Source organism: Frondihabitans sp. 4ASC-45, assembly GCF_049472575.1.
Classification (GTDB): Bacteria; Actinomycetota; Actinomycetes; order Actinomycetales; family Microbacteriaceae; genus Frondihabitans.
On sequence record NZ_JBCEBN010000009.1, the window covers coordinates 144,902 to 169,890 of the forward strand.

Consider the following 24,989-nt stretch of genomic DNA (forward strand, 5'->3'; position numbering starts at 1 on the left):
GTGGCGGTGTCGGTGGGCGGCCGTAGGCTTGGGGGATCATGACGATCGTCCTCGAGCCCTTCGACAGCACCGGCGGCACGCCGAACGATCGGCTGACCGCCGGCCTGAATCCGCAGCAGAAAGAAGCGGTCGAGTACCGCGGCCAGTCGCTTCTCATCGTGGCCGGCGCCGGCTCCGGTAAGACGAGCGTGCTCACCCGCCGCATCGCGGGGTTCCTCGACTCGCGTGAGGCCTGGCCCAGCCAGATCCTCGCCATCACCTTCACCAACAAGGCGGCAGCCGAGATGCGTGAGCGAGTCGCCCAGCTCGTCGGGCAGTCGGCCGAGGGGATGTGGATCTCGACGTTCCACTCGGCGTGCGTGCGCATTCTTCGGCGCGAGGCCGAACAGTTCGGCTTCACTAAGAGCTTCACGATTTACGACAGCGCCGATTCGAGGGCGCTGCTCAAGCGAATCCTGAAAGAGCTCGACGCCGACTCGCTCGGATTTACCGTGAGCCAGGCCTCAGGAAAGATCTCCAAACTCAAGAACGAGCTCAGCGACGTCGAGACCTACTCCCGCCAGATCAACATGGGAGACCCGCAGGAGGTCATGTTCCTCGAGATCTTCCGGCAGTACACCCGCGAGCTCCAGCGAGCCAACGCCTTCGACTTCGACGACCTCATTGCCCAGACGGTCTACCTGTTCCGCGCGTTCCCGCACGTGGCGGCCGTCTATCAGCGTCGGTTCCGGCACATCCTGGTCGACGAGTACCAAGACACCAACCACGCGCAGTACGCCCTGATCCGAGAACTCACACGCCCGGTCGAGACACCCCTCGTCGAAGAGCTCGAGCGCGGCGGCCAGTACGTCGCCTCGCTGAAAGACGGCAGCGGGCGGATCCCCGGGGCGTCGCTCACGGTCGTCGGCGACTCCGACCAGTCGATCTACGCGTTCCGTGGCGCCGACATCCGCAACATCACCGAGTTCGAGCACGACTTCCCGAACTCGAAGGTGATTCTGCTCGAGCAGAACTACCGCTCGACGCAGAACATCCTCGACGCGGCGAACGCCGTCATCTCGAACAACTTCGACCGCCAGGCGAAGAGCCTCTTCACGACAGTGGGGTCGGGCGACAAGATCGTCGGGTTCACGGGCTACACCGGGCACGACGAGGCGCAGTTCGTCGCCGACGAGATCGCTTCCCTGCACGAGGCCGGCATGGCCTACAAAGACGTGGCCGTCTTCTACCGCACCAACTCGCAGACGCGAGCCCTCGAAGAGATCTTCATCCGCTCCGCCATCCCGTACCGCGTGCTCGGCGGCACGAAGTTCTACGAGCGCGCCGAGATCAAAGACGCGATGGCGTACCTGATCGCCGTGGCGAACCCGGCAGACCCCATGGCACTCCGGCGCATCATGAACACCCCGAAGCGCGGCATCGGTCCGGCGACCGAGACGGCGCTGCAGCGGTATGCCGACACCAACGAGGTAGGCCTACGCGACGCAATGCGCAACGCCGCGGCTCTCGGCCTGGGGCCGAAGGTGACCGGTGCGATCACCGGCCTGGCTCAGCTGCTCGACGACGTGACAGCCACCGCGGCGACCGCTCCGGTCTCCGAGATCCTCACGGCGCTGATCGAGGGCAGCGGGCTCGTTGCCGCTCTCCGCGCGTCGCGCGATCCTCAAGACGAGGCCCGCGCTGAGAACATCGACGAGCTCGTCGCCGTCACCCGCGAGTTCCAGAAGAACAACCCCGACGGGGTCCTCCTCGACTTCCTCACCGAGGTCACTCTCGTCGCCGCGGCCGACGACCTCGACGACACCAGCGGCACGGTGTCGCTGATGACGCTGCACACGGCGAAGGGGCTCGAATACGAGGCGGTGTTCCTCACCGGCGTCGAAGAAGACCTGCTGCCGCACCGCATGTCGGCGTCGGAGCCGGGTGGCCCCGCCGAAGAACGACGGTTGTTCTACGTCGGCATCACGCGGGCGCGTCAGAAGCTGTTCCTGTCGCTCGCGATGACGCGGGCGCAGTTCGGTGAAGTCAACGTCGCGATGCCCTCGCGCTACCTGCAGGAGATCCCCGTCGAGCTCATCGACTGGAAGCAATCGCCCGGCATGGCCAACAGCCGCGGGGGCACCGAACCGCGCGCGCTCAACGCCCGCCGCGACAGCGGCTTCACCGATCGCGGTTTCGGTGGTGCTCCTCGAGCCGGTGGACTACGCGGCGGCGGCGGTATGGGCGGCGGCAGCTACGACCGGGCGGCAGCCGCGGCCAAGACGAAGCCCAAGACCGAATGGGCCAACCGGGTCACCGGCACCGTGCGCGACAACGGCGACCTCGAGCTCGCGGCCGACGACCGCATCTCCCACGTCGACTTCGGCGAGGGCCGGGTCGTCGCCGTCACCGGCATCGGTCCGCGACGCATCGCCGAGGTGCAGTTCGACACCGCGGGCCGAAAGAAGCTGCTGGTCAAGGTCGCGCCGATCCAAAAGATCTAGCCGGGCTGCCCGGCTGCCGGCTGCCGGGTGGGTCCGGCTGCCGGGTAGCGGCGCTGCCGGGTAGCGGGGCTGCCGGGTGGTTCGGCCGGATCGTAGGCGCGGCACGAGAGTGACCAAAACGGCGCTCACCGAGCTGGCAAGCACCGTTTTGGGCACTTTCGTTGGGGCCGGCTAGACGGTGTCGTCGAGCGGGGGTGCGGCGGATCCTGAAGCCGGTGCGGGTTCGCGCCGAGCTCGGAGGCGGCGAGTGCTCACCCCTGCGAGAACTGCCAGCAGGCCGAGGCCGACGCTGCTCCCGGCGGCGATCGCGATGGGCCTGAGAGGCCCGGACCCGGTGAACGCGAGCAGGCGCGGAGGCCGGGGCTCGTCAGGTGCGGGAGGCACGGGCGTAGTCGTCGGAGGAGTGCTCGCCGAGGGGGTCGGTGGCGTCGTTCTCTGGGGCGTCGGCGGGGTTGTGGGCGGGACGGATGGGGTCGGTGTCGGGGTCGGCACGTCGGGTTTCGACACGACGAACCGCTCGCTCGCGTGAGCGGTGAGATCGGCGAAGGGGGCGACCGCCTGCGCGGCGCCGATCGTCTTCGACCCCTCGGAGAGGAAGACCCAGATGTAGTGCCCCGGCTTTCGGGTCTCGACGCAGGGTGATTCGTACTCCCCGTCGCCTGTCACGACGGTCTCGACTCGGCCTGCGACCGGCAGATCGTCGAGGGTCTTGTCGGGCCCGAAGTCGTGACCATCGGCTGGCGCATCGGCGAAGGGGCCGAGAAGGACGGATTCGACGACGACATCGCCCGCGTCGGTGGGGAATCCGGTCGCGACGAGACGATCGGGCGTGCATTCGCCGGGAACGACCTCGTCGTGCTCCACCGACGTGGTGATCGACGGGAGCGGGGACGGGGGTTTCGGTGGCGAGAACGTCACCTCGGTCGCGGACGCGAACGGCGACTTCCAGGCCTTGACCCGGGAGCGACCCTGAGCGACGGGGGTGTCTTTCGGATCGATGGTCTCGACCCAGACGAAGTAGCCCTCCGAGGGGAGCGTGCAGGGTTTCGTCCGGTAGGTACCCGGCCCCGTTTTCACGACCGTCGCAAGGCGGCAGACCTCGGGGGCCTTCGCCGGCCACGCAGACGACGTCGCCGGTTTTTTCGCGAATGGTCCGAGGAGTCTGCTGCGGATCGTCACAGGCACGGGATGCGAGGTGCCGGAGACCCGGTAGACGCCCCACTTCGACAGCAGACCCGCGCCCGGTCGGACCGACAGCTTGAGCTCATCGGTGATGGCCGCGCCAGCGGCAGCCCGGGTCATGCTCGTCGACGTTGTGACGCGCGGCTGGAACGGACGGGGCGACACGGCCTCGACCGTCTCGGTCGTGGTCGCAGTGCCGGTGGGTGCGGTATCGAAGAGCAATCGCTGGGAGCCGGCGGCGCTCGAGCCGACCGTGATCACGGCGCGGTAGGGAAGGCCGGAGAACGACGCGGTGGCGCTGACGTGGTTGATCGGCGTCGTACCGGTCGCTCGGAACGACTGATTGCGGCCGTTACGCAGGGCCTTGGTCGAGGAACCGTCGGCGAAGGCGCCTCCACGGAGGGTGATCGTGCCGGCGAATGCACCCGCTGCCACCGTCGTGCCTCCGCCCGATTCGAGCCGGGCGCTGAGATCGGCGCGCACTCGCCCCGCCCCGGTGCCGTCGAGGGTCAGGCTCACATCGGCCGTGACCCCGTTCGTCGCCTGCGCAGCAGCCCTGGCGCTGAAGGTGGCCGCCTTCTTCAGCACCGTATCGCGCTTCTCGTTGGCCCGGCCGGCGTAGTACTCGAGGGTGTGCCCGTCGAGACCGGTGATCGACCAGACCGAGAGCTGGGCCGCCGCCGCCGTCACCGGATCGGTGGTGCCCGACCAGGTGCGCGCGATATATGCGAGTCGGGCTATCTCGGTCGAGGTCAGGCCGAGCCCTGTCGCCGAGGAACTCAGGTCGTAGTCGTTCCCCACCGGCGACGATCTGCCGACCTCGAGGCAGAACGCCGACCGCCCGTCGGCGAGGCGGTACGTGCCGAGCCAGGAGACCCCGTCGCCGTCCCACAGGAATCCGCGACCGTGACCGGTCGACTGGAGGGCGGAGGCGGGAGGCGGCGGAGCGAACAGCAGACAGGTGGCCAGCAGAGCCAGGAGGGCGAGCAGGATCCGCCGTGGCCGGGTCGAGCCCGCGCGCGGCGGTGGGAGAGGGGGAGACGTTCGTCGATTCATGCCGATGACCCTCTCGGATCCTCGGCCGGCTTCGCCGCCGCTTTCCACAGGGGGTGCTCCGGAAACCACGAAGACCCCCTCTGTGGAGAGGGGGTCTTCAGGTGTTAACGATCAGTTGTCGGCGTCGTCGCTGAGGTCGATGTCGTCGCCGGCGAGGTCGTTCTCGGCGTACTCCGGCTCGCCCTCGGAGGGTGCGCCGCCCGTCGGTCCGTCGTTGCCTTCACCGATGCCGGGCTCGACGGTTTCGCCCGCCACGGCATCGTTGGTGACGATCTGCTCCGACTCGGCGAACGATTCGTCGGGGTCGCTCGCGTCGGTGAATGGTGCGTCGCTCATGTCAGGAGTCCAATCCGAGTTGCTGCATCAGGGTCGCCTGGTCGGTGGCGCCCCAGCGCTCGACGATCAGGCCTTCGTCGTTGAACTTGCCGACCTGAATGCCTCGCACCTGGAAGCTCTTGCCGGTCGGCTCGTTGCCCTCGAACGGACCGGTGTGGGTGCCTGAGATCGTGAAGACCGCGGTGACGTACTCGTCGTCGGCGACCAGCGTCTCTACCTTGAGGTCGACGTCGGGGAAGGCCTCGAAGAAGGAGGACCAGAACTCCTGGATGCCGGCAAGGCCCGCGGGCGCACCGGGAACCGGGTCGTGGTCGACGACGTCGGCGTGGAATCCCTCGCCGAGGCGCGACACCTCACGGGCGGTGAGGATCTCGCCGAGCTTCTCTTGCGTCTTGACGTTCGTGTCTTTAGCCATGCCTCCGGTCTACGCCGCGGGGTACGGGCCTCTCTGCGGGCGCTCCCAGGGGAACGGACCTGTGGACAGAGCCAGAAGGGTGTTGGGGGTGCGCGCTAGGCTGATGGACGGCCCATAGTCTCGATGTCGAGAGAGTTCGAGACGCCCTTCCCGCCGGTTATCCAGGCTGGAAGAGGAACGACACCGTGTGGTGAGACGCAGCGATGCGGATTGGAAGAACAGCGTGGATCTTTTCGAGTATCAGGCCAGAGACCTCTTCGAGGCCTACGGCGTACCAGTCCTCCCCGGCATCATCGCCGATACTCCCGCCGAGGTGCGGGCTGCGGCGGAGAAGATCGGCGGCGTGACCGTGGTGAAGGCCCAGGTCAAGGTAGGCGGCCGAGGCAAGGCCGGCGGCGTCAAGGTCGCGAAGACAGCCGCCGATGCTGAGGCCGCGGCGGAAGCGATTCTGGGGCTCGACATCAAGGGCCATACGGTCAAGCGCGTCATGGTCGCGGGCGGGGCCCAGATCAAGCAGGAGTTCTACTTCTCCGTGCTCCTCGACCGGGCCAACCGCTCGTACCTCTCGCTCTGCAGCGTCGAGGGCGGCATGGAGATCGAAGAGCTCGCCGTCGAGCGTCCTGAAGCTCTCGCCCGAGTCGAGGTCGACCCGCTGACGGGCATCGACCTCGCGAAGGCCACCGAGATCGCCAAGGCGGGCGGATTCCCTGACGACCTGATCGAGAAGGTCGCGCCTGTGCTCGTGAAGCTCTACGACGTCTACAAGGGCGAAGACGCCTCTCTCGTTGAGGTCAACCCGCTCGTGCTCACCGAGCAGGGCGACATCGTGGCACTCGACGGCAAGGTCTCGATCGACGAGAACGCCGACTTCCGTCACCCCGGCCACGCGTCCCTCGAAGACGCGGAGGCCGCCGACCCGCTCGAGGCCAAGGCCAAGGCTGCGGGTCTCAACTACGTCAAACTCGACGGCCAGGTCGGGATCATCGGCAACGGCGCGGGTCTCGTCATGTCGACCCTCGACGTCGTCGCCTACGCCGGAGAGAAGCATGGCGGGGTCAAGCCGGCCAACTTCCTCGACATCGGCGGCGGAGCGAGCGCCGAGGTCATGGCGAACGGCCTCGACGTCATTTTGGGCGACGAGCAGGTCAAGAGCGTCTTCGTCAACGTCTTCGGCGGCATCACGGCGTGCGACGCCGTCGCCAACGGAATCGTCGCCGCGCTCGGCATCCTGGGCGACGCCGCGACGAAGCCCCTGGTCGTGCGTCTCGACGGCAACAACGTCGACGAGGGCCGAAAGATCTTGGCCGAAGCCGCTCACCCCCTCGTCACCGTCGTTGCGACCATGGACGAAGCCGCCGACAAAGCCGCCGAGCTGGCCTTCGCCGCTGCCGACGAGAAGTAAAGGATCAGAACAATGTCGATCTTCCTCACCAAAGACTCCAAGGTCATCGTCCAGGGCATCACCGGCGGCGAGGGCACCAAGCACACCGCTCTCATGCTGAAGGCGGGCACGCAGGTCGTGGGCGGCGTCAACGCCCGCAAGGCCGGCACCACCGTCTCGCACGGCGACGTCACGCTGCCCGTGTTCGGCACCGTCACCGAGGCCATCGAGACGACCGGCGCCGACGTGTCGATCGTCTTCGTTCCGCCGGCGTTCGCCAAAGACGCCGTCGTCGAGGCCATCGAAGCGGGCATCCCGCTCGTCGTCGTCATCACCGAGGGCATCCCGGCGCAAGACGCCGCCGAGTTCTGGGCGCTCGCCAAGTCGAAGGGTGGCGCGACCCGCATCATCGGCCCGAACTGCCCCGGCATCATCACGCCCGGCGAGTCGCTCGTCGGTATCACCCCCAACAACATCACCGGCAAGGGTCCGATCGGCCTCGTGTCGAAGTCGGGCACGCTCACGTACCAGATGATGTTCGAGCTCCGCGATCTCGGCTTCTCGACTGCGATCGGCATCGGCGGCGACCCTGTTATCGGCACGACGCACATCGACGCGCTCGCCGCGTTCGAGGCCGACCCCGAGACGAAGGCGATCGTGATGATCGGCGAGATCGGTGGCGACGCCGAAGAGCGCGCTGCTGACTACATCAAGGCGAACGTCACGAAGCCGGTTGTCGGCTACGTGGCCGGATTCACCGCTCCCGAGGGAAAGACCATGGGCCACGCCGGTGCAATCGTCTCCGGGTCGGCCGGCACGGCGCAGGCCAAGAAGGAGGCCCTCGAGGCCGCCGGCGTCAAGGTCGGTAAGACGCCCAGCGAGACTGCTGCCTTGTTGCGCGAGGTTTACAGCTCGCTCTGACGCCGCTTTCGGGCCTGGCACTGCATTTCGGTGCTGACACTGCATTTCGGTGGCACGACCGCCCATCGGCGGTGTCGGCGCTGAATTGCGGTGTCACGGGCTGCGGCTTGCTTGCTGAAGGGCCGCTCCGCTTTCGGCGGGGCGGCCCTTCGGCGTCGGTGGCCCCCGGTACAGTCATGGCCGTATGAATCGCCCTCTCACCGCCGTCTTCGCCGCGCTCGAGTCTCTGCTCGTCGTGGGCATCGGCGTGGGCATCCCCGTGGTGTCGCTCACCTTCCTCTGGGCCTTCCAGTACGGGCTGCAGATCGACTGGGTCGTCTTCTGGCAGGCCGGCGTAGACGTCTGGCTGGTGGGCCACGGGGCCGATCTCACCCTGACGCTCTCAAAATCGGCTGCGGCGGCGACCGGCATCAGCGGCGCGGGTGCTCCGATCGCCATCTCGATAGCGGCTCTGGGTTTTGCGCTCACCACCGTGCTGCTCGGTGCGCGTGCGGGCCGGCGAATCGCCGAGACGAGCCATCGCGCGATCGGCTCCGGCGTCGCCGTCCTCGCGTTCGCCCTCGCCTCGGCCATCGTGACAGCCACGGCCAGCCGTCCCGGGGCGACAGTCTCCCTCGCGCAGGGCATCGTCCTGCCCACGCTCGTCTTCGCCGTTCCCCTGCTCGCGTCGGCCGAGGTCAACCGGCGTCGCCGCGACGCGACACCCGACCCGCTCACGGCCCTCCTTCTGCGCGGGGTAGAAGCCATCCCGTCACTCGGTCGATCGATCGGCCTGGTGTCGCTTCGCGCGGGCGCCGCCGTCGCGGTCATCGTCTTCGCGGTCGCCGGGGCGATCCTCGCACTCCTCCTGCTGACGAACTACGCGTCGATCATCTCGCTGTACGAGGGCGCACACGCCGGGGTGCTCGGCGGACTCGCTCTCACGATCGGCCAGATTGCCCTGGTGCCCAACGCCGTCGCCTGGGTCGCGTCGTGGCTGATCGGCCCGGGCTTCGCACTCGGCGAAGGATCCTCGGTCTCGCCGCTCGGCACCACCCTCGGCCCGATGCCGGCCGTGCCCTTCCTCGGCGCCCTGCCGACGTCGACCCCGGCTTTCGCGTTCGTCGGCCTCGTCGTTCCCGTGGTCGCCTCGTTCGTAGTCGTCACGTTGATGCGCGGCCGCATCGAGCGCGCTCTGGGGGCCCGCGACTCCCTTCTCTTCCGCGCCGTCGTCGGCGTCTCGACGGGCGTCGTCGCGGGTCTGATCATCGGCGGGGTGGCCGGCGTCTCGGCCGGCTCCGCCGGTCCGGGTCGGCTTGCGTCTGTGGGGCCCGACGCCTGGGTCGTGGGGCTATTCGCTGCACTGGAGGTCGGCATCCCGGCCGTTCTCGCCCTCGTGGTGAAGTCGGGGGCCGAGGCGATCGGCGACCTCGCGCAGGTGGTGGGCGAGAGGCTGCCGGAGCGTGCGTCCGCTGCTCGCGACAAGCCGAAGTCGGAGTCAGCTGTGTCGGATCCTGATCGCTCGCGTGGTGCCGGTGACCGTGACGCCGGCGGGCCCGGCGCGCCCGAGACAGCCGACGGGCTGCCGAGCCTCGACACGGTGCTGCCGCGCGACAAGCGCTCGTCCGACGGCCGCCCGTCTGACACGCGGTCGTCCGACACGCGCTCGCCCGACGACGTTCCGACCGAGCGCCTCGACGGGTTCACCCGCTGACGCCCACGATGCAGACTCGACACCATGAAGGGCATTGGTGCGTTGTCCGCATTTCGGGCCGACTGGTGGGCCCGCTTCCGAGCAGCTTTCCCGGGCCGGATAGCCCTGTGGAGAACCGCCCGGGCTGCCGTGAGCCGCACGCTAGGCTTGCCGGGTGCTAAGGCTCGTCGTGCTCATCTCCGGCGGGGGCTCCAATCTCCGGGCCCTCCTCGAAGCCGCGAGCGACGTCGAATATCCGGCCCGGGTCGTCGCAGTCGGGGCCGATCGTGCGGCCGACGGTTTCGACCACGCCGAGGCATTCGGCATTGCCACGTTCTCGGTGCCGTTCACGAGTTTTCCCGACCGTGAGGCCTGGGGCGACGAGCTGCTCGACCAGATTCGGCAGTGGCAGCCCGACCTCGTGGTGCTCAGCGGTTTTATGCGGCTCGTACCGCCCCGAGTCGTCGAGGCGTTCAGCCCGAGGCTGATCAACACGCACCCTGCCTACCTGCCCGAGTTTCCCGGCGCGCACGGGGTCCGTGATGCGATAGCGGCCGGAGTGAGCCAGACCGGGGCGAGCGTCATCGTCGTCGACAACGGCGTCGACTCGGGCCCCATCCTGTCGCAGGAGCGCATTCCCGTGCACCCCGGCGACACCGAAGACACGCTCCACGACCGCATCAAGGTCGTCGAGCGCCGGTTGCTCGTGCAGAGCATCCTCGACATCGCCAACGGAACAATCGACCTGACGGAGAAGACTCCCGCATGAGCGGCCACGCAATCGACCCCAGCCTCTACCGCGACCGCGACGCCATCGAGATCGCGCGCGCGCTGATCTCCGTGAGCGACAAGACCGGACTGGTCGAACTCGCGACGGCCCTCGCGAAGGCGGGCGTCGAGATCGTGTCGACGGGTTCGACCGCGCAGACGATCCGCGACGCCGGGTTCGCGGTCACCGACGTGAGTGCGGTGACCGACTTCCCCGAGTCGCTCGATGGCCGCGTCAAGACGCTGCACCCCGCCATCCACGCCGGCGTGCTCGCCGACCTGCGACTCGAGACGCACGAAGACCAGCTCCGCGACCTCGACATCAAGCCGTTCCAGCTCGTCGTGGTCAACCTCTACCCATTCGTCGAGACGGTGGCCTCGGGCGCCGATGCCCCGACCGTGATCGAGAACATCGACATCGGCGGCCCGGCGCTCGTCCGGGCGGCGGCCAAGAACCACGCCAACGTGGCGATCGCCGTCTCACCGGCGTCGTACCCCCAGATCACGAAGGCACTCACCCTCGGCGGCACGACTCTCGCCCAGCGGCAGCGTCTCGCGGGCGAGGCCTTCGCCCACACCGCCTCCTACGACACCGCGGTCGCGGCGTACTTCGCGGCGAGTGTCGGGGTGCGGGCCGAGCACGATGCCGGCACGGATGCCCCAGCGGCGACGGCAGGATCCTCGGCCCCGTTCGATCAGGCCTTCGCCGTCTCGGCCGAACTGGAGCACACCCTCCGCTACGGCGAGAACTCGCACCAGGCAGCCGCGCTGTACGCCGAGACGGACGGAACCGGCATCGCGCAGGCGACCCAGCTGCACGGCAAAGAGATGTCGTACAACAACTTCGTCGACGCCGACGCGGCGGTGCGGGCGGCATACGACTTCGACCGTCCGGCCGTCGCCATCATCAAGCACGCCAACCCGTGCGGGATCGCCGTCGGAGGTCTCGATGAGGCAGACCCCATCGCCGACGCGCACGCCCGAGCGCACGCCTGCGACCCCCTGTCGGCCTTCGGGGGAGTGATCGCGGCGAACCGCACCGTCACCGTCGCCATGGCCGAGACGGTCAAAGACATCTTCACCGAGGTCGTCATCGCACCGGGCTTCGAGCCGGAGGCGCTCGCGATTCTGACGGCGAAGAAGAACATCCGCCTGCTGCAGCTTCCCGACGGGTTCGCCCTCGCCGACCGCGAGTACAAGCAGATCTCGGGCGGCGTGCTCGTGCAAGACAGCGACCGCTTCACGGGCTTCTCGTCGTCGGGCTGGAGCTTAGTGGCGGGCGAGGAGGTCGACGAGGCCACGCGCGCCGACCTGGAGTTCGCCTGGATTGCATCGCGGTCGGTCAAATCGAACGCGATCCTGCTGGCTTCGGGCGGTGCCTCGGTCGGCGTCGGCATGGGGCAGGTCAACCGGGTCGACTCCTGCCACCTGGCCGTACAGCGTGCCGGCGACCGGGCTCTCGGCTCCGTAGCTGCCTCCGACGCGTTCTTCCCGTTCGCCGACGGGCTCGAGGTGCTTCTCGCCGCGGGCGTTCGCGCCGTGGTGCAGCCGGGCGGGTCGATCCGCGACAACGAGGTCATCGCCGCCGCGCAGGCCGCCGGTGTCTCGATGTACTTCACCGGAGAGCGTCACTTCTTCCACTAGGTGAGGGCGTCTTCGGGGCGAGTCCTCTCCGCCGGTTTCGGGCTCTCTTGCCGGAGCGCGGGGTCGGGCCCGAATTCGAAGGAGAAACACGAGCGCGCCGACGACTTCATGCCGATCGGGCGGGGTCGGTCGGGCGTTTCTCCTTCGAATTCGGGGGCAGCGCGAGAACCGAACTTTTCATTGCGGTTTACGTCGGCGTCGGTTTATCCTGTAAGGCTGCTTGCAGTCACCTTCAAAGTGGCGGCATGAAGCCACGTGACTATATGCAGAAGCGAATGCCTCGGGAGGACACAATGACGAAGACAGCCCACACCTCGTTCCGGACGGTGGCTATCAGCGCCGCCTCTTCCCCGCGCGCTCGCCGACACTCTGCCTCGGCCGCCTGACCAGCGATCGCCTCCGCAGCACCATCCGCGCCCGCGTGGCGCCGTTCACGTGACCTCCTTCACGGTCACGCCCATCACATCGCAACTTTCAGGATCGCCGCGTCGACCCTGCCCCACGACTTGGATCCTTCATGTCTCAGCATCCCCCTCCCACGAAGACGAACACGAACACGAACACGAGCACCGGCAACACCACGAGCACCGACACGGCCGACCGTCTCTCGACGTTCGACACGCTCAAGCGCCTCTATCCCTTCGTCAAGCCTGCTTTCCCCCGCATCGTCCTCGGCATGGTGGCCGCGCTCTTGGCCTCCGTCGTCGCCCTGCTGATCCCGTTCGTGCTCCAGCAGCTCGTCGACGGGCCGCTGTCGAGCGGTGATTCGCGGCAGGTGTGGCCGGCGTTCTGGATCGTCCTCGGGCTCGGCGTCGTCGAGGCGGTCATGATCATGGGCCGGCGCTGGCTGGTGCTCACGCCCAGCACGCACGTCGAGACGAGCATGCGCAACGGCCTCTACAAGAAGCTGCAAGACCTGCCCGTGGCCTTCCACGACCGATGGCAGAGCGGCCAGCTGCTCAGCCGTTCGGTCAGCGATCTCAGCCTCATCCGCCGGTGGCTCGCGTTCGGAATCGTTCTGCTGATCGTCAACTTCTTGACGATCGTCGTCGGCTTCGTGGTGCTGTTCTTCTACAGCTGGCTGCTCGGCCTGATCTTCGTGGTCGCGTCGATTCCGATCTGGGTCGTCGGCCTGCGGTTCGAGAACCGCTACTCGGTCATCGCGCGACGGAGCCAAGACCAGGTCGGCGACCTCGCGACGAGCGTCGAAGAATCGGTGCACGGCATCCGGGTGCTCAAGGCGTTCGGTCGCGGCAAGCATTCGCTGCGCGACTTCGCGAAGCGTGCCGAAGAGCTGCGCGGCACCGAGATCGAGAAGTCGAAGGCGATCGCACAACTGTGGCTGTGGCTGCTGCTCGTGCCCGACGTGGCGTTCGCGCTGTGTCTGCTGGCGGGCATCTGGCTGGCCTCCGAGGGGCAGTTGACTGTCGGCGAGCTCTTCGCGTTCTTCGCTACGGCGACCGTGCTGCGCTTCCCGGTCGAATCGATCGGGTTCCTCCTGTCGATGACCTTCGACACCCGCACAGCGGTCGACCGCTTCTTCGAGGTGCTCGACAGCGTCAATACGGTGACCGATCCGGTCGAGCCCAAGACCATCACGAACCCCCGCGGTCACCTCGAGTTCCGGGCGACGCATTTCCGCTACCAAGACAGCCCGGCGCAGTTCGCCGACCTCGTCGACGGCGTCGATCTCGAGCTCCAGCCGGGTGAGACGATGGCCCTGGTCGGGCTCACAGGATCCGGCAAGACCACGCTCCTGGCTCTCGTGCCGCGCCTGTACGACGTCACCGACGGGGAGGTGTTGCTCGACGGTGTCGACGTGCGCGATCTGACGCGCGAAGAGCTCCGCCGCCACATCGGCATGGCCTTCGAAGACGCGACCCTGTTCAGCACCACGGTGCGCGACAACGTGCTGCTCGGACGACCCGACCTGTCGGGCGACGAGGCCGATCGCGTGATGCGCGAGGCCCTCGACATCGCTCAGGCCGGGTTCGTGCACGATCTACCGGAGGGTGTCGACACGACTGTCGGCGAAGAGGGGCTCAGCCTCTCAGGAGGCCAGCGCCAGCGGCTCGCCCTGGCCCGGGCCATCGCGGCGCGGCCGTCGGTGCTGGTGCTCGACGACCCGTTGTCGGCGCTCGACGTCGACACCGAGGCCCGCGTCGAGGCGGGGCTCCGGCGGGTCCTCTCCGAGACGACGTCGCTGATCGTGGCGCACCGTCCGTCGACCGTGAACCTCGCGGATCGCGTGGCGCTCCTCGAAAACGGACGCGTCACCGCGGTCGGCCGGCACTCCGACCTAATCGCCACCAACGACCACTACCGCTATGTGATCTCGTCGCTCGACGACGATCGGACCACCCGAGAGGACGTGCTGGCGTGAGCACCACTGCAAGCACCCAGGGTGTCAAGGGCGAAGAGCGCAACGACTTCACGCGCGACGAGAGCAGGCGACTGCAGTTGCGTTCGCGGCGTCTCCTCGGATCCTTGTTGTCCCCTTTGAAGCGCAGGATCCTCGTCACCGCGATCATCGTGGTGCTCTCGACCGCTGCCCAGGTCGCCGGGCCCACCCTCATCGCGTACGGCATCGACAACGCGCTGCCGGCGCTGCTCGACGATCAGAACTGGGCTCCGACCTTCGTCGTGGTCGGCCTGTATCTCGTGACCGGCATCATCGGCGCCGTCATGATGGCGCAGTACACGGTGCTCTTCGCCCGGATCAGCCAGAGCGTGCTGTTCGACCTGCGCAAGCGACTCTTCTTGCACACGCAGCGACTCAGCCTGGAGTTCCACGAGAGCTACACGTCGGGCCGGATCATCTCGCGCCAGACGAGCGACCTCGATTCGATCCGCGAACTGTTCGACTCGGGTATCAACCAGCTGGTGCAGGGTCTGCTGTACATGGTCTTCACGGCCATCGCGCTCGTCAGTCTCGATGCTCCGTCGGGGTTGATCCTCGGGGTGGCGCTGATTCCGCTGTTCGCCCTCACCCGGTGGTTCCAGGTCCGGTCGCAGCGACTGTTCCGTGCCACCCGCACGACCAGTGCGCGCGTGATCGTGCACTTCGTCGAGACGATGACGGGCATTCGTGCCGTGCAGGCGTTCCGCAAGGAGAAGCGCAACGAAGACACCTACGGCGAGTACGTCGAGAGCTACCGGCAGGCCAACGCGAAGGTCTTCCGCCTGTTCGGAACGTTCGACCCCGGCCTCGTGATGATCGGCAACGCGACCCTCGCCGCGGTCGTGCTGTTCGGCGGGTTCCGTGTCATCGACGGTTCGCTCGAGATCGGCGCGCTGCTGGCTGTCGCCCTCTACGCGAAACGCTTCTTCGATCCGGCCGAAGAGCTGGCGATGTTCTACAACGGCTACCAGTCGGCGTCGGCCGCGCTCGAGAAGATCTCGGGCGTGCTCGAGGAGGAGCCGAGTGTCCCCGATCCGGTGCGCCCGACCGACCTCTACGACGCGAAGGGCGCCGTCGACTTCGACGACGTCGAGTTCGCGTACAACAGCGACGCGGTCGTGCTCCCCGAGTTCGACCTGCACGTGCCGGCCGGCCAGACCATCGCCCTCGTCGGATCGACCGGTGCCGGCAAGTCGACGCTCGCGAAGCTGATCGCGCGCTTCTACGACCCGTCGCGCGGCAGCATTCGACTCGACGGCGTCGACCTGCGCAACCTGCACCCGAAAGACCTGCGCCGGGCGATCGTCATGGTCACCCAGGAGGCGTATCTCTTCTCGGGATCCGTCGCCGACAACATCGCGCTCGGCAAGCCCGACGCGACGCGCGAGGAGATCGAGCGGTCGGCGCGGGCGGTCGGCGCGCACGAGTTCATCATGGCGCTGCCGGACGGCTACGACACCGACGTGAACAAGCGCGGCGGTCGTGTCTCAGCGGGTCAGCGTCAGCTGCTCTCGTTCGCGCGGGCGTTCATCGCCGACCCGGCGGTGCTGATTCTGGACGAGGCGACGGCGTCGCTCGACATCCCGTCGGAGCGGCTCGTGCAAGAGGCGCTGCAGACGCTGCTGAGCGACCGGACAGCGCTGATCATCGCGCACCGGCTCTCGACGGTCGCGATCGCCGACCGGGTGCTCGTGATGGAGTACGGACGCATCGTCGAAGACGGCACGCCCGATGACCTCATCGCCGGGACGGGCCGGTTCGCGCAGTTGCACGCGGCGTGGCGGGAGTCGCTGGTCTGAGCGCCGACACCACGTTTCGGGCAGGGCACCGTCTGTCGGCGGTGCTGGGCCCGAAACATGGTGCCACGAGCGCTCATGGCTCAGGGGCGCCACTCGGCAGCGTCGAGATCGACGCGCCAGGTGCCCGTGCGGCTCCACCGGAGCGGCGTGCCCTCGACGCGGTACATCTCGAGGGCGCGCTGCTCGTGGCCTTCGGGCGGATGACCCGACGCGCGGATCACCCGCCACCACGGCAGATCGTGGCCGGCCTGCGCCATCACCTTGCCGACGCCGCGGGAGGAGCGGGAGCCGAGCAGGGCCGCGACCCCGCCGTAGCTGAGCGCGCACCCGGCGGGAATGGACTCGACGACGGCGACAACGCGGGAGACCCAGTCGTCGGCGTCTGCCGGACTCGCGAGGTCGGCGCCGGGCTCGGAAGAGCGCATGGAACGCTGCGGCTCAGGCGTCGTCGGGGCTCAGGCCTCGTCGTCGTGGGGCGACGGGGCGATGGTCAGCGCGGCCAGGTGCTCGCCGTAGGGGGTCTCGCCGATCACTTCGAAGCCGACGTGCGTGAAGAAGCTCTCGGGGCCGTCGTCGCCGGGCTCGTAGATGACGGTGAGTCGCTCGAAGCCCCGGTTGCGCGCCTCGGTGGCCAGCGAGTGCACGGCGAAGCGGCCCACCCCCTGGCCCTGCGCGTCGGCCGACACGTTGATGCGCCAGATGCAGCTGCGGAGCTCTTCGTGATCGTTGTCGGGGTCGAACTGCCCCATGATGAAGCCGACCACCTCGTCGCCGTCGAGCACGACTCGTGGCCACGCCGACGTCGGGTTGACGTAGGCCTCGGCGATGGAGTGCGACACGGGCGCCACGTACTGCTCTTGGCCCGGCTTGAGGGTCAGGGTATTGGCCGCGACGATGGTCTTGGCCGACAGCTCTTCGAGGCGGAGGTCACTCATGTGCCCAGGCTAGCGTGCGGCTCCGGGGTGCAACAGGATCCCTTCGGCCCTTGTGGAGAACGCCTGTCAGCCGGATGACCGCTACTCTCGACGCCATGCGAACCGGCACGAACCTTCCGGCGATCGGCGGCTACAACCAGGCCGTCGTGCTCGACGCGATCCGGCGCGCATCCGAGGGGCTGAGCCGGGTCGAGCTGGCCGTGCAGACGGGGCTCAGCGCCCAGACGATCGGGAACGTGTCGAGGCGCCTGCTCGAGGCGGGCCTCGTGCGCGAGACGGGCAAGATCGTCAACGGCCCGGGCAAGCCGCGCACCATCCTGCAGCTCGAAGCTCGCGGCAGCTACGCGGTCGGCGTCCATATCGACCCGGCCGTCATCACCTACGTCGTCCTCGATCTGCGCGGGGCCGTCGTGTCGCACTCCCGCACCCGCACGCCCTCCGCGTCGGAGCCCGTTCAGCTGATCGACCTGATGGCGCGCTCGATCGACCGGTTGATCGGCGACTCGGGCGTGGATCCTCGGCTCGTGATCGGTGTCGGAATCGCCTCGCCCGGCCCCATCGACGCCGAGCAGGGCATCGTCCTCGACCCGCCGATGCTGCCGCTCTGGCGTCATGTGCCGCTCCGGGCAGCACTCAGCGAGGCGACGGGGTTGCCGGTGCTGCTCGAGAAAGACGTCACGGCCGCCGCGGTCGCCGAGCTCTGGTTCTCGACGGCCTCCGAGCGCGCCAATTTCGCGTTCGTCTACTACGGCACCGGATTCGGCACCGGGCTGGTCGTCGGGCGCGACGTCGTCCGGGGCTCGAGCTCGAATGCCGGCGACGCGGGGCACATCACGGTCGATCCCGCGGGGGCGATCTGCGTGTGCGGGCGGGCCGGCTGCGTGGGCGACCTCATCACGCCTCGCGCGCTGGTGTGCCAGGCGGTCGACGCGGGACTGCTTCCCGCGCTCGACGACGGCGCCGACATGGAGTCGGTCAGCGGGGCCTTCCACCGACTCGCGGCCATCGCGGGCGGTGCTCCCGTCGACGCGACTGAAATCGAAGGATCCGGCCCGGCCGATGCCCAGGCGACGCCGTCCTCCGATCAGCGTGACTCCGCTCGGCGCATCCTCCACGGGGCCGGGCTGCACCTCGCCCGGGCGATCGTCGTGCTGGTCAACCTGCTGGACCTCGACGAGCTCGTCTTCGGAGGCCCGTTCTGGGACGAGATCGGCGATGTCGTGCTCGAGGTGCTTCCCGAGGCGGTGGAGCAGTCGGCCGCGCTCATCCCGCGGCGCGGGCTCGGGTTCGTCGGCTCGGCGATCGGTGAAGACGTCGCCGCTGTCGGTGCTGCGTGCCTGGTGCTCGACCATGCGTTCTCGCCGCGGCCGTCGGGGATGCTCATCTCGGTCTGACCCGCTCGCGGCTCGCGGTACGACGTCGAATTCGAAGGAGATCCGCGTGGGTGACCCCGTCGGATCCTTGATTTCTCGTCGCCCGGCGCCGGTTTCTCCTTCGAATTTGCAGGAGCGGCGACGGCACGAGCGAACGCAGGATCCCAATCGGAGCGTTACGAAAATGAGTCTTGACAGAGGTTAGTAAAGACGATTGAGTAATGCCGAGCGGATCGGCGGAGTTGCCGAGACGGCGTCTTATGGAGCAAGGGAGCACCATGATGAGCAGCACCGGCACCACCACTTCTCGCAGGGGGCGGCGAGCCGCCCGCATCCTCGCCATCGCGGCCACCGTCATGACCACAGCCTTGGTCGCGACCGGGTGCAGCGCCGGCGGCGGTGGCGATTCGAACACGATCAAGATCGCGTACCAGAAGTTCGGCACGTTCACGCAGCTCGACGCCCACCTCAAAGAGGTGAAGAAGACGTTCGAGAAGGACAACCCCGGCATGACGGTGCAGCTCGAGCCGATCGCGGCCCAGAACGACGACTACTACACGAAGCTCGCCCTGATGGAGCGCGCGCCCTCGACGGCCCCCGACGTCATCTACGAAGACACGTTCAAGGTGAAGGCGGACGCCGAGGCCGGCTACCTGCTGCCCCTCGACAAATACACGGCGAAGTGGGCCGACTGGAGCAAGTTCTTCGACAACGCCAAAGAGGCGGGCGTCGGCACTGACGGTAAAACCTACGGGATCCCGATGGGCACCGACACCAGGGCCCTCTGGTACAACAAAGACCTCTTCAAGAAGGCCGGTCTGACCGTGCCGTGGGCGCCCAAGACCTGGGACGACGTGCTGAGTGCGGCCAAGACGATCAAGTCGAAGCTGCCCGACGTCGTGCCGCTCAACGTCTACTCGGGCAAGCCGCAGGGCGAGGGCTCGACCATGCAGGGCTTCGAGATGCTCCTGTACGGCACCCCGAACGGCACCCTCTACGACGACGCGTCGAGGAAGTGGATCACCGGGTCGTCGAACTTCACCGACTCGCTCGGCTTCATCAAAGACGTCTACCAGGGCGGAGTGGGCCCGACACCCGAGCAGGCCCTCGACACCAACATCTCGACCGTCGTCGGCGGCGAGTGGCTGCCCAAGGGCAAGCTCGCCATCGACCTCGACGGCTCGTGGCTCAGTGGCACCTGGCTCTCGACGGGCACGAACCCGTGGCCCGAGTGGAGCAAGGTCATGGGCCAGGTCGGAATGCCGACCCAGAACGGCGAGGCTCCCGGCGTGAACAGCATGTCGGGCGGCTGGACCCTCGCGGTCGGCGCGACCAGCAAGAACCCCGACAAGGCGTTCGACTTCATCGCCGACGCACTCGATAAAGACGGCTCGATGTCGTACGACATCGCCGCCAGCCAGATCGCGGTGCGCAGCGACGTCGCGACCGACCCCGACTACGCCGACTCGAACCCGAGCTTTAAGTTCTTCTCGTCGCTCGTGAAAGACACGCACTTCCGACCCGCGACCACCGACTACAGCCAGATCTCGAACCAGATCACCGTGGCGATGGAAGCGGTCATGACGGGCCAGCAGACGCCCGAGGAAGCCGCGAAGGCCTACGACACCGCCCTCACCGGCATCGTCGGCGCCGACAAGACGGTCTCGAAGTAGGGCTGATGGCAACGATCGCGCCGACCCCTCTCGGCAAAGACACTGATCCGGCCGGAGGCCGGGGCTCCAGCGGCACACCGTCGCAGGGGCCTCGGCCGGGGTCGGCGCGAGCGCGGAACATCCGCACCGTCGGTCGCACGATTCCTCTCGTGCCGTCGATGGTGCTCCTGGCGCTGTTCCTGCTCGGGCCCATCGTCTCGTCGTTCTATGGGTCACTGACCAACGCCTCGCTCACCGGGGCCGCGGCGCAGAAGTCGTCGTTCATCGGGCTCGACAACTACGTCAAGCTCTTCAACTCACCCGACTTCCCCAAGTCGATCGTGCTGACCCTGGTGTTCCTGTTCGCGTCGGCGGTCATCGGCCAGAATGTCCTGGGGCTCGGCCTCGCTCTCCTGATGCGTTCGGCGAACACCGTCGTCCGCTCGCTCGTCGGCACGTTCGTCGTCGCGGCCTGGGTGCTGCCCGAGATCGTCGCCGCGTTCGCCGCGTACGCGTTCTTCAACCAGACGGGTACGCTCAACACGGTGCTCGCGTGGTTCGGCATCGAGGGCGCGAACTGGCTCTACACGTTCCCGATGATCGCCGTGATCCTGGCGAACATCTGGCGCGGCACGGCCTTCTCGATGCTGGTCTACGCGGCGGCCGTGCAAGAGGTGCCGCCCGAAATCACCGAGTCAGCCGAGGTCGACGGAGCGGGCGGGTTCAAGCGCCTTATCTACATCACGCTGCCCGTGATCCGACGCAGCATCTCGACCAACCTGATGCTGACGACGCTGCAGACCCTGTCGGTCTTCACGCTCATCTTCGTGATGACGGGAGGCGGGCCCGGAACCAACAGCTCGACCCTGCCGATCCTCGCCTACCAGGAGGCGTTCAAGTTCTCGCAACTCGGCTTCGGAACCGCGATCGCGACGATCATGCTGCTCATCGGCGCGATCTTCTCGATCGTCTACATCCGGGCCCTTAAGCCGGAGGTCGACTGACCATGGCCATGACCTCTCCCAGCGGCCGCAACCTGCGGTTCGTCTCGAACGGCGTGCTCGTCATCATCGCCGTCTGCTTCGCCGTGCCACTCGTCTGGCTCGTGCTGGCCTCGTTCGACTCCTCGGCGACGCTGTCGGTGAAGATCCCGACCGAGTTCACCATGGAGAACTTCCAGAAGGTGCTGACGCCCGACATCTCGTTCATTCCGCTGATGAACAGCCTTATCCTGTCGGGCGGGTGCGCGATCGTGACGGTCGTCGTGGCGATCCTCGCGGCGTACCCGCTGTCGCGCTACCGGATGCGGATCAACAAGCCGTTCCTGTACGGGATCCTGTTCGGCACCTGCCTGCCGATCACCGCGATCATGGTGCCCGTCTACAGCCTGTTCGTGTCGCTCAACCTGATCGACTCCGTGGCCGGCACCGTGTTCTTCCTCGCCGCCTCCAGCCTGCCGATGGCGATCTGGATGTCGAAGAACTTCATGGACTCCGTGCCGATCTCACTCGAGGAGGCCGCCTGGACCGACGGCGCCTCGATGTTCACCACCCTGACCCGGGTGGTCGTGCCGCTGATGCGACCGGGCATCGCGGTCGTCTTCATCTTCGTGTTCATCCAGGCCTGGGGAAACTTCTTCGTTCCCTTCATCCTGCTGCTGAGCCCGGGCAACCAGCCGGCCGCCGTGAGCATCTTCAACTTCTTCGGGCAGTACGGCTCCGTCGCCTACGGGCAGCTCGCCGCCTTCTCGCTCGTCTACTCGGTGCCGGTGATCGCCCTGTACGTCTTCATCTCGCGCGTGCTCGGCGGCTCGAACGCACTGGCCGGTGCCGTGAAGGGGTAGGCCGGTAGGCAGAACCCCTCGATCCCGTTCCACCTCTCGCCCTCGCGTCGCCCCTCCGGCGGCCGCGAATTCTGCAAGGAGCACCACCCCATGCACGACAACTCTGCCTCCGTCGAAGTCCGCGTCGACCGTTTCGTCTTGGAGCGGCTCATCCCGGCCCTGTACCGCCGCTCCCATCACCTCACCGTCGAGGCGTGGGACGTCCCCGACGAACCCGTGCCGTTCGCCGAGGCGGTGGCGCAGGAATTCACGCCCTTCGCCGTCGGCACCCCGTGGAGCAAGCCGTGGGGGACCACCTGGTTTCACGTGACCGGCGAGGTGCCCGCGGGGTGGGGCAGCGCAGGAACGGCTCTCGAGCTCCTCGTCGACCTGGGGTTCAGCACGCGGCAGCCCGGCTTCCAGGCGGAAGGCCTCGTCTTCCGCCCGGACGGAACCATCGTCAAGGCGATCGAGCCCTACAACGGCTACGTGCCGCTCGACGTCGCCCCCGGCGACCGTCTCGACTTCTACATCGAGGCGGCATCGAACCCCGATGTCGGCGGCAACTTCTTCTACATTCCGACGCCCCTCGGAGACAAGGCGACCGCCGGCACCGAGTCCATCTACACGCTGCGGCAGATCGACCTCGTCGAACGCGACGTCGACGTGTACGAGCTAGAGCGCGACGTGTGGAGCCTGCTCGGTCTGATGCGCGAGCTCGAGCCCACCCTGCCGCGTCGCGCCGAGATCCTGCGCGCGCTCGAGCGGGTCTGCGACGTGGTCGACCCCGACGACGTCGCCTCCACCGCGGGCCGGGGTCGAGCGGAACTCGAGGCGGTTCTCGCCTCGCCGGCCTACGCCAGCGCGCACGCCATCACGGCCGTCGGCCACGCGCACATCGACTCGGCCTGGCTCTGGCCGACCCGCGAGACCGTCCGCAAGTGCGCGCGCACGTTCTCGAACGTGCTGCAGCTGATGGACGTCGACCCCGACTTCGTCTTCGCCTGCTCGAGCGCCCAGCAGTTCTCCTGGATGAAGCAGTTCTACCCCGAGCTCTTCGAGCGCATCCGCGAGCGAGTCGCCGAGGGCCGCTTCGTGCCGGTCGGCGGCATGTGGGTCGAGAGCGACACCAACATGCCGGGCGGCGAGGCGCTCGTGCGCCAGTTCGTGCACGGCAAGGGCTTCTTTCTCCTCGAGTTCGGCTACGAGCCGAAAGAGGTCTGGCTGCCCGACTCGTTCGGCTACACGGCCGCGCTGCCCCAGATCGTCAGGGCGTCAGGATCCGACTCCTTCCTCACGCAGAAGATCTCCTGGAACGACACCAACAGGATGCCGCACCACTCGTTCCTCTGGGAGGGAATCGACGGGTCGCAGGTCTTCACGCACTTCCCGCCGAGCGACACCTACAACTCCGACCTCGCGGCCTCCGATCTGGCCCGCGCCCAGAGGCAGTACGCCGAGAAGGGCGCGTCGAACATCTCGATGGGCCTCTTCGGCTGGGGCGACGGCGGCGGCGGGCCCACACGCGAGATGCTCGCCGCAGCGGGGCGCACCCACGACCTCGAGGGGTCGCCCAAGGTGACGATCGGCTCGCCCCAGCAGTTCTTCGACGAGGCCAAGGCGACGCTGCCCCACCCGTCGGTCTGGTCGGGCGAGATGTACCTCGAACTGCACCGCGGCACCTACACGTCGCAGGCGAACACCAAGCAGGGCAACCGGGTCAGCGAGCACCTGCTCCGCGAAGCCGAGCTCTGGAGTGCGACAGCCGCCGCCCGCGGCCTGCTCGACTACCCCTACGACGAGCTGACCGAGATCTGGCAGACCGTGCTGCTGCAGCAGTTCCACGACATCCTGCCCGGCTCGTCGATCGCCTGGGTGCACCAGCAGGCCGAAGAGAACTACGCCCGCATCGCGGGGGAGCTCGAGACGCTCATCGGAGCGGCGCAGCGCGCGCTCGCCGGATCGGGCGACGCCGAGCTCGTCTTCAACGCGAGCCCCGTGGCAGCGGGGGAGGTGGCGCCGCTCGGGGCCGGGACGGACGGACGCGCGCGCACCGTGCGCCCGGTCGAGACGAGCGACGGGATCACCCTCGAGAACGGGCTGGTGAGCGTGCGACTGGACGCCGCCGGATCCTTGGTGTCGGTCCGTCACCTGGCCTCCGGCCGCGAGCTCGTCGCCCCCGGCGAGGTGGCCGCGCGCCTGCAGATCTTCCGCGACACCCCGAACCAGTGGGATGCGTGGGACATCGACCGCCACTACAAGAACAACCGGTTCGAGCTCGACACCCCCGACTCGGTCTCGATCGCGGGCGACGTCGTCGAGGTCGTGCACACGCACGGACAGTCGACGTTCACCCAGCGCTACTGGCTCGTCGAGGGCGAGGCGGCCGTGCAGCTCGAGACCGAGATCGACTGGCACGAGACCGAGAAGCTGCTGAAGCTGGCGTTCCCGCTCGATGTGCGGGCCGAGCAGGCGTCGTCCGAGATCCAGTTCGGCCACATCAACCGGCCGACCGCCGTCAACACGTCGTGGGACTACGCCCGCTTCGAGACGATCGCGCACCGCTGGGTGCACGTCGGCGAACCCGGCTTCGGTATCGCGGTGGCGAACGGCTCGACGTACGGCCACGACATCACCCGCTCGACCCGCGACGACGGCGGCACGACCACGCTCGTGCGCGAGTCGCTGCTGCGGGCCCCGCGGTTCCCCGACCCCGAGGCCGACCAGGGCGTGCACGTGCTGCGGACCGCGCTCGCCGTGGCCGACACGGTTCTCGATGCGGCCGCCTACGGCTACCGCCTGAACCTGCCGGCGCGAACCATTTCGGGCGCAGGATCCGACGGCGTGGCCCCCATCCTCACTGTCTCGTCGCCGGCGGTGCTCGTCGAGTCGGTCAAACTCGCCGAAGACCGCTCGGGCGACCTGATCGTGCGCCTGTACGAGGCGCAGGGCGGTCGCGCGCGGGCGACGATCGGGCTCGGCGTGCCGGTGGCGTCGGCGTGGACGACCGACCTGATCGAGCGGGAGCTTTCGGACGATGCCGCCGCGAGGTGGGGTGCCCACGACGCCATCGAGCTGGAGCTTCGGCCGTTCCAGATCGTTACGCTCCGGGTGAAGGTGGGCTAGGCCCCGGCTAGCGGCACAGACCC

18 protein-coding genes are annotated in these 24,989 nt (G+C 67.9%); 13 read left to right on the forward strand and 5 right to left on the reverse strand.

Going from position 1 to position 24,989, the window contains the following annotated elements:
* Positions 1-38 precede the first annotated feature (38 nt).
* Positions 39-2,483, forward strand: a complete 2,445-nt coding sequence (locus VH571_RS14270) for an ATP-dependent helicase (RefSeq protein ID WP_423265098.1) — start codon at positions 39-41, stop codon at positions 2,481-2,483.
* A 171-nt stretch (positions 2,484-2,654) separates the two neighbouring features.
* Here the strand turns inward: VH571_RS14270 and VH571_RS14275 are convergent, their stop codons facing one another.
* The 3 genes from VH571_RS14275 to VH571_RS14285 all read right to left on the reverse strand — a co-directional run bounded on the left by VH571_RS14275 (position 2,655) and on the right by VH571_RS14285 (position 5,472).
* The gene (locus VH571_RS14275; RefSeq protein WP_423265099.1) at positions 2,655-4,721 is read right to left on the reverse strand and encodes a hypothetical protein; all 2,067 of its coding nucleotides are present in this window, start codon (positions 4,719-4,721) and stop codon (positions 2,655-2,657) included.
* A gap of 111 nt (positions 4,722-4,832) precedes the next feature.
* Positions 4,833-5,057, reverse strand: a complete 225-nt coding sequence (locus VH571_RS14280; protein ID WP_055965113.1) for a hypothetical protein — start codon at positions 5,055-5,057, stop codon at positions 4,833-4,835.
* 1 nt (position 5,058) lies between these two features.
* Entirely contained in the window at positions 5,059-5,472 is a 414-nt protein-coding gene (locus tag VH571_RS14285) for an ester cyclase (protein ID WP_055965115.1), read from the reverse strand.
* 223 nt (positions 5,473-5,695) lie between these two features.
* On the opposite strand from VH571_RS14285, the gene sucC reads away from it, so the two are divergent.
* The 7 genes from sucC to VH571_RS14320 all read left to right on the forward strand — a co-directional run bounded on the left by sucC (position 5,696) and on the right by VH571_RS14320 (position 16,058).
* Positions 5,696-6,874: an ADP-forming succinate--CoA ligase subunit beta gene (gene sucC, locus VH571_RS14290; RefSeq protein WP_423265100.1), complete on the forward strand. Its 1,179-nt coding sequence runs from the start codon at positions 5,696-5,698 to the stop codon at positions 6,872-6,874.
* A gap of 12 nt (positions 6,875-6,886) precedes the next feature.
* The gene (gene sucD / locus VH571_RS14295) at positions 6,887-7,774 is read left to right on the forward strand and encodes a succinate--CoA ligase subunit alpha (protein WP_123939524.1); all 888 of its coding nucleotides are present in this window, start codon (positions 6,887-6,889) and stop codon (positions 7,772-7,774) included.
* Between the two features lie 184 nt (positions 7,775-7,958).
* Positions 7,959-9,467: a DUF6350 family protein gene (locus VH571_RS14300; protein ID WP_423265101.1), complete on the forward strand. Its 1,509-nt coding sequence runs from the start codon at positions 7,959-7,961 to the stop codon at positions 9,465-9,467.
* Between the two features lie 154 nt (positions 9,468-9,621).
* Complete coding sequence (purN, locus tag VH571_RS14305) at positions 9,622-10,215, forward strand: phosphoribosylglycinamide formyltransferase (RefSeq protein WP_055965123.1); 594 nt, start codon at positions 9,622-9,624, stop codon at positions 10,213-10,215.
* The gene (purH, locus tag VH571_RS14310; RefSeq protein WP_423265102.1) at positions 10,212-11,858 is read left to right on the forward strand and encodes a bifunctional phosphoribosylaminoimidazolecarboxamide formyltransferase/IMP cyclohydrolase; all 1,647 of its coding nucleotides are present in this window, start codon (positions 10,212-10,214) and stop codon (positions 11,856-11,858) included. The genes purN and purH overlap by 4 nt, the downstream gene beginning before the upstream one ends.
* 517 nt (positions 11,859-12,375) lie before the next feature.
* Positions 12,376-14,241, forward strand: a complete 1,866-nt coding sequence (locus VH571_RS14315; protein ID WP_423265103.1) for an ABC transporter ATP-binding protein — start codon at positions 12,376-12,378, stop codon at positions 14,239-14,241.
* Positions 14,238-16,058 (forward strand): ABC transporter ATP-binding protein, encoded by a 1,821-nt coding sequence (locus VH571_RS14320; RefSeq protein ID WP_055965133.1) that lies wholly within the window; start codon positions 14,238-14,240, stop codon positions 16,056-16,058. The genes VH571_RS14315 and VH571_RS14320 overlap by 4 nt, the downstream gene beginning before the upstream one ends.
* An 80-nt stretch (positions 16,059-16,138) precedes the next feature.
* Here the strand turns inward: VH571_RS14320 and VH571_RS14325 are convergent, their stop codons facing one another.
* Both VH571_RS14325 and VH571_RS14330 read right to left on the reverse strand, forming a co-directional pair.
* Positions 16,139-16,483, reverse strand: a complete 345-nt coding sequence (locus VH571_RS14325; protein WP_055965136.1) for an MGMT family protein — start codon at positions 16,481-16,483, stop codon at positions 16,139-16,141.
* A gap of 30 nt (positions 16,484-16,513) precedes the next feature.
* On the reverse strand, positions 16,514-16,993 hold the full coding sequence (locus tag VH571_RS14330; RefSeq protein WP_055965141.1) for a GNAT family N-acetyltransferase: 480 nt from the start codon (positions 16,991-16,993) through the stop codon (positions 16,514-16,516).
* Positions 16,994-17,067: 74 nt separating this feature from the next.
* On the opposite strand from VH571_RS14330, the gene VH571_RS14335 reads away from it, so the two are divergent.
* The 5 genes from VH571_RS14335 to VH571_RS14355 all read left to right on the forward strand — a co-directional run bounded on the left by VH571_RS14335 (position 17,068) and on the right by VH571_RS14355 (position 24,966).
* Complete coding sequence (locus VH571_RS14335; RefSeq protein ID WP_423265104.1) at positions 17,068-18,387, forward strand: ROK family transcriptional regulator; 1,320 nt, start codon at positions 17,068-17,070, stop codon at positions 18,385-18,387.
* A 260-nt stretch (positions 18,388-18,647) separates the two neighbouring features.
* On the forward strand, positions 18,648-20,039 hold the full coding sequence (locus VH571_RS14340) for an extracellular solute-binding protein (RefSeq protein ID WP_423265123.1): 1,392 nt from the start codon (positions 18,648-18,650) through the stop codon (positions 20,037-20,039).
* A gap of 5 nt (positions 20,040-20,044) precedes the next feature.
* Entirely contained in the window at positions 20,045-21,022 is a 978-nt protein-coding gene (locus tag VH571_RS14345) for a carbohydrate ABC transporter permease (RefSeq protein ID WP_423265105.1), read from the forward strand.
* A gap of 2 nt (positions 21,023-21,024) precedes the next feature.
* Positions 21,025-21,861 carry a carbohydrate ABC transporter permease gene (locus tag VH571_RS14350; protein WP_423265106.1) on the forward strand — a complete coding sequence of 279 codons (837 nt, stop codon included), beginning with the start codon at positions 21,025-21,027 and terminating at the stop codon, positions 21,859-21,861.
* A gap of 90 nt (positions 21,862-21,951) precedes the next feature.
* Positions 21,952-24,966, forward strand: coding sequence for an alpha-mannosidase (locus tag VH571_RS14355; protein WP_423265107.1), 3,015 nt, complete (start codon positions 21,952-21,954; stop codon positions 24,964-24,966).
* Positions 24,967-24,989 lie beyond the last annotated feature (23 nt).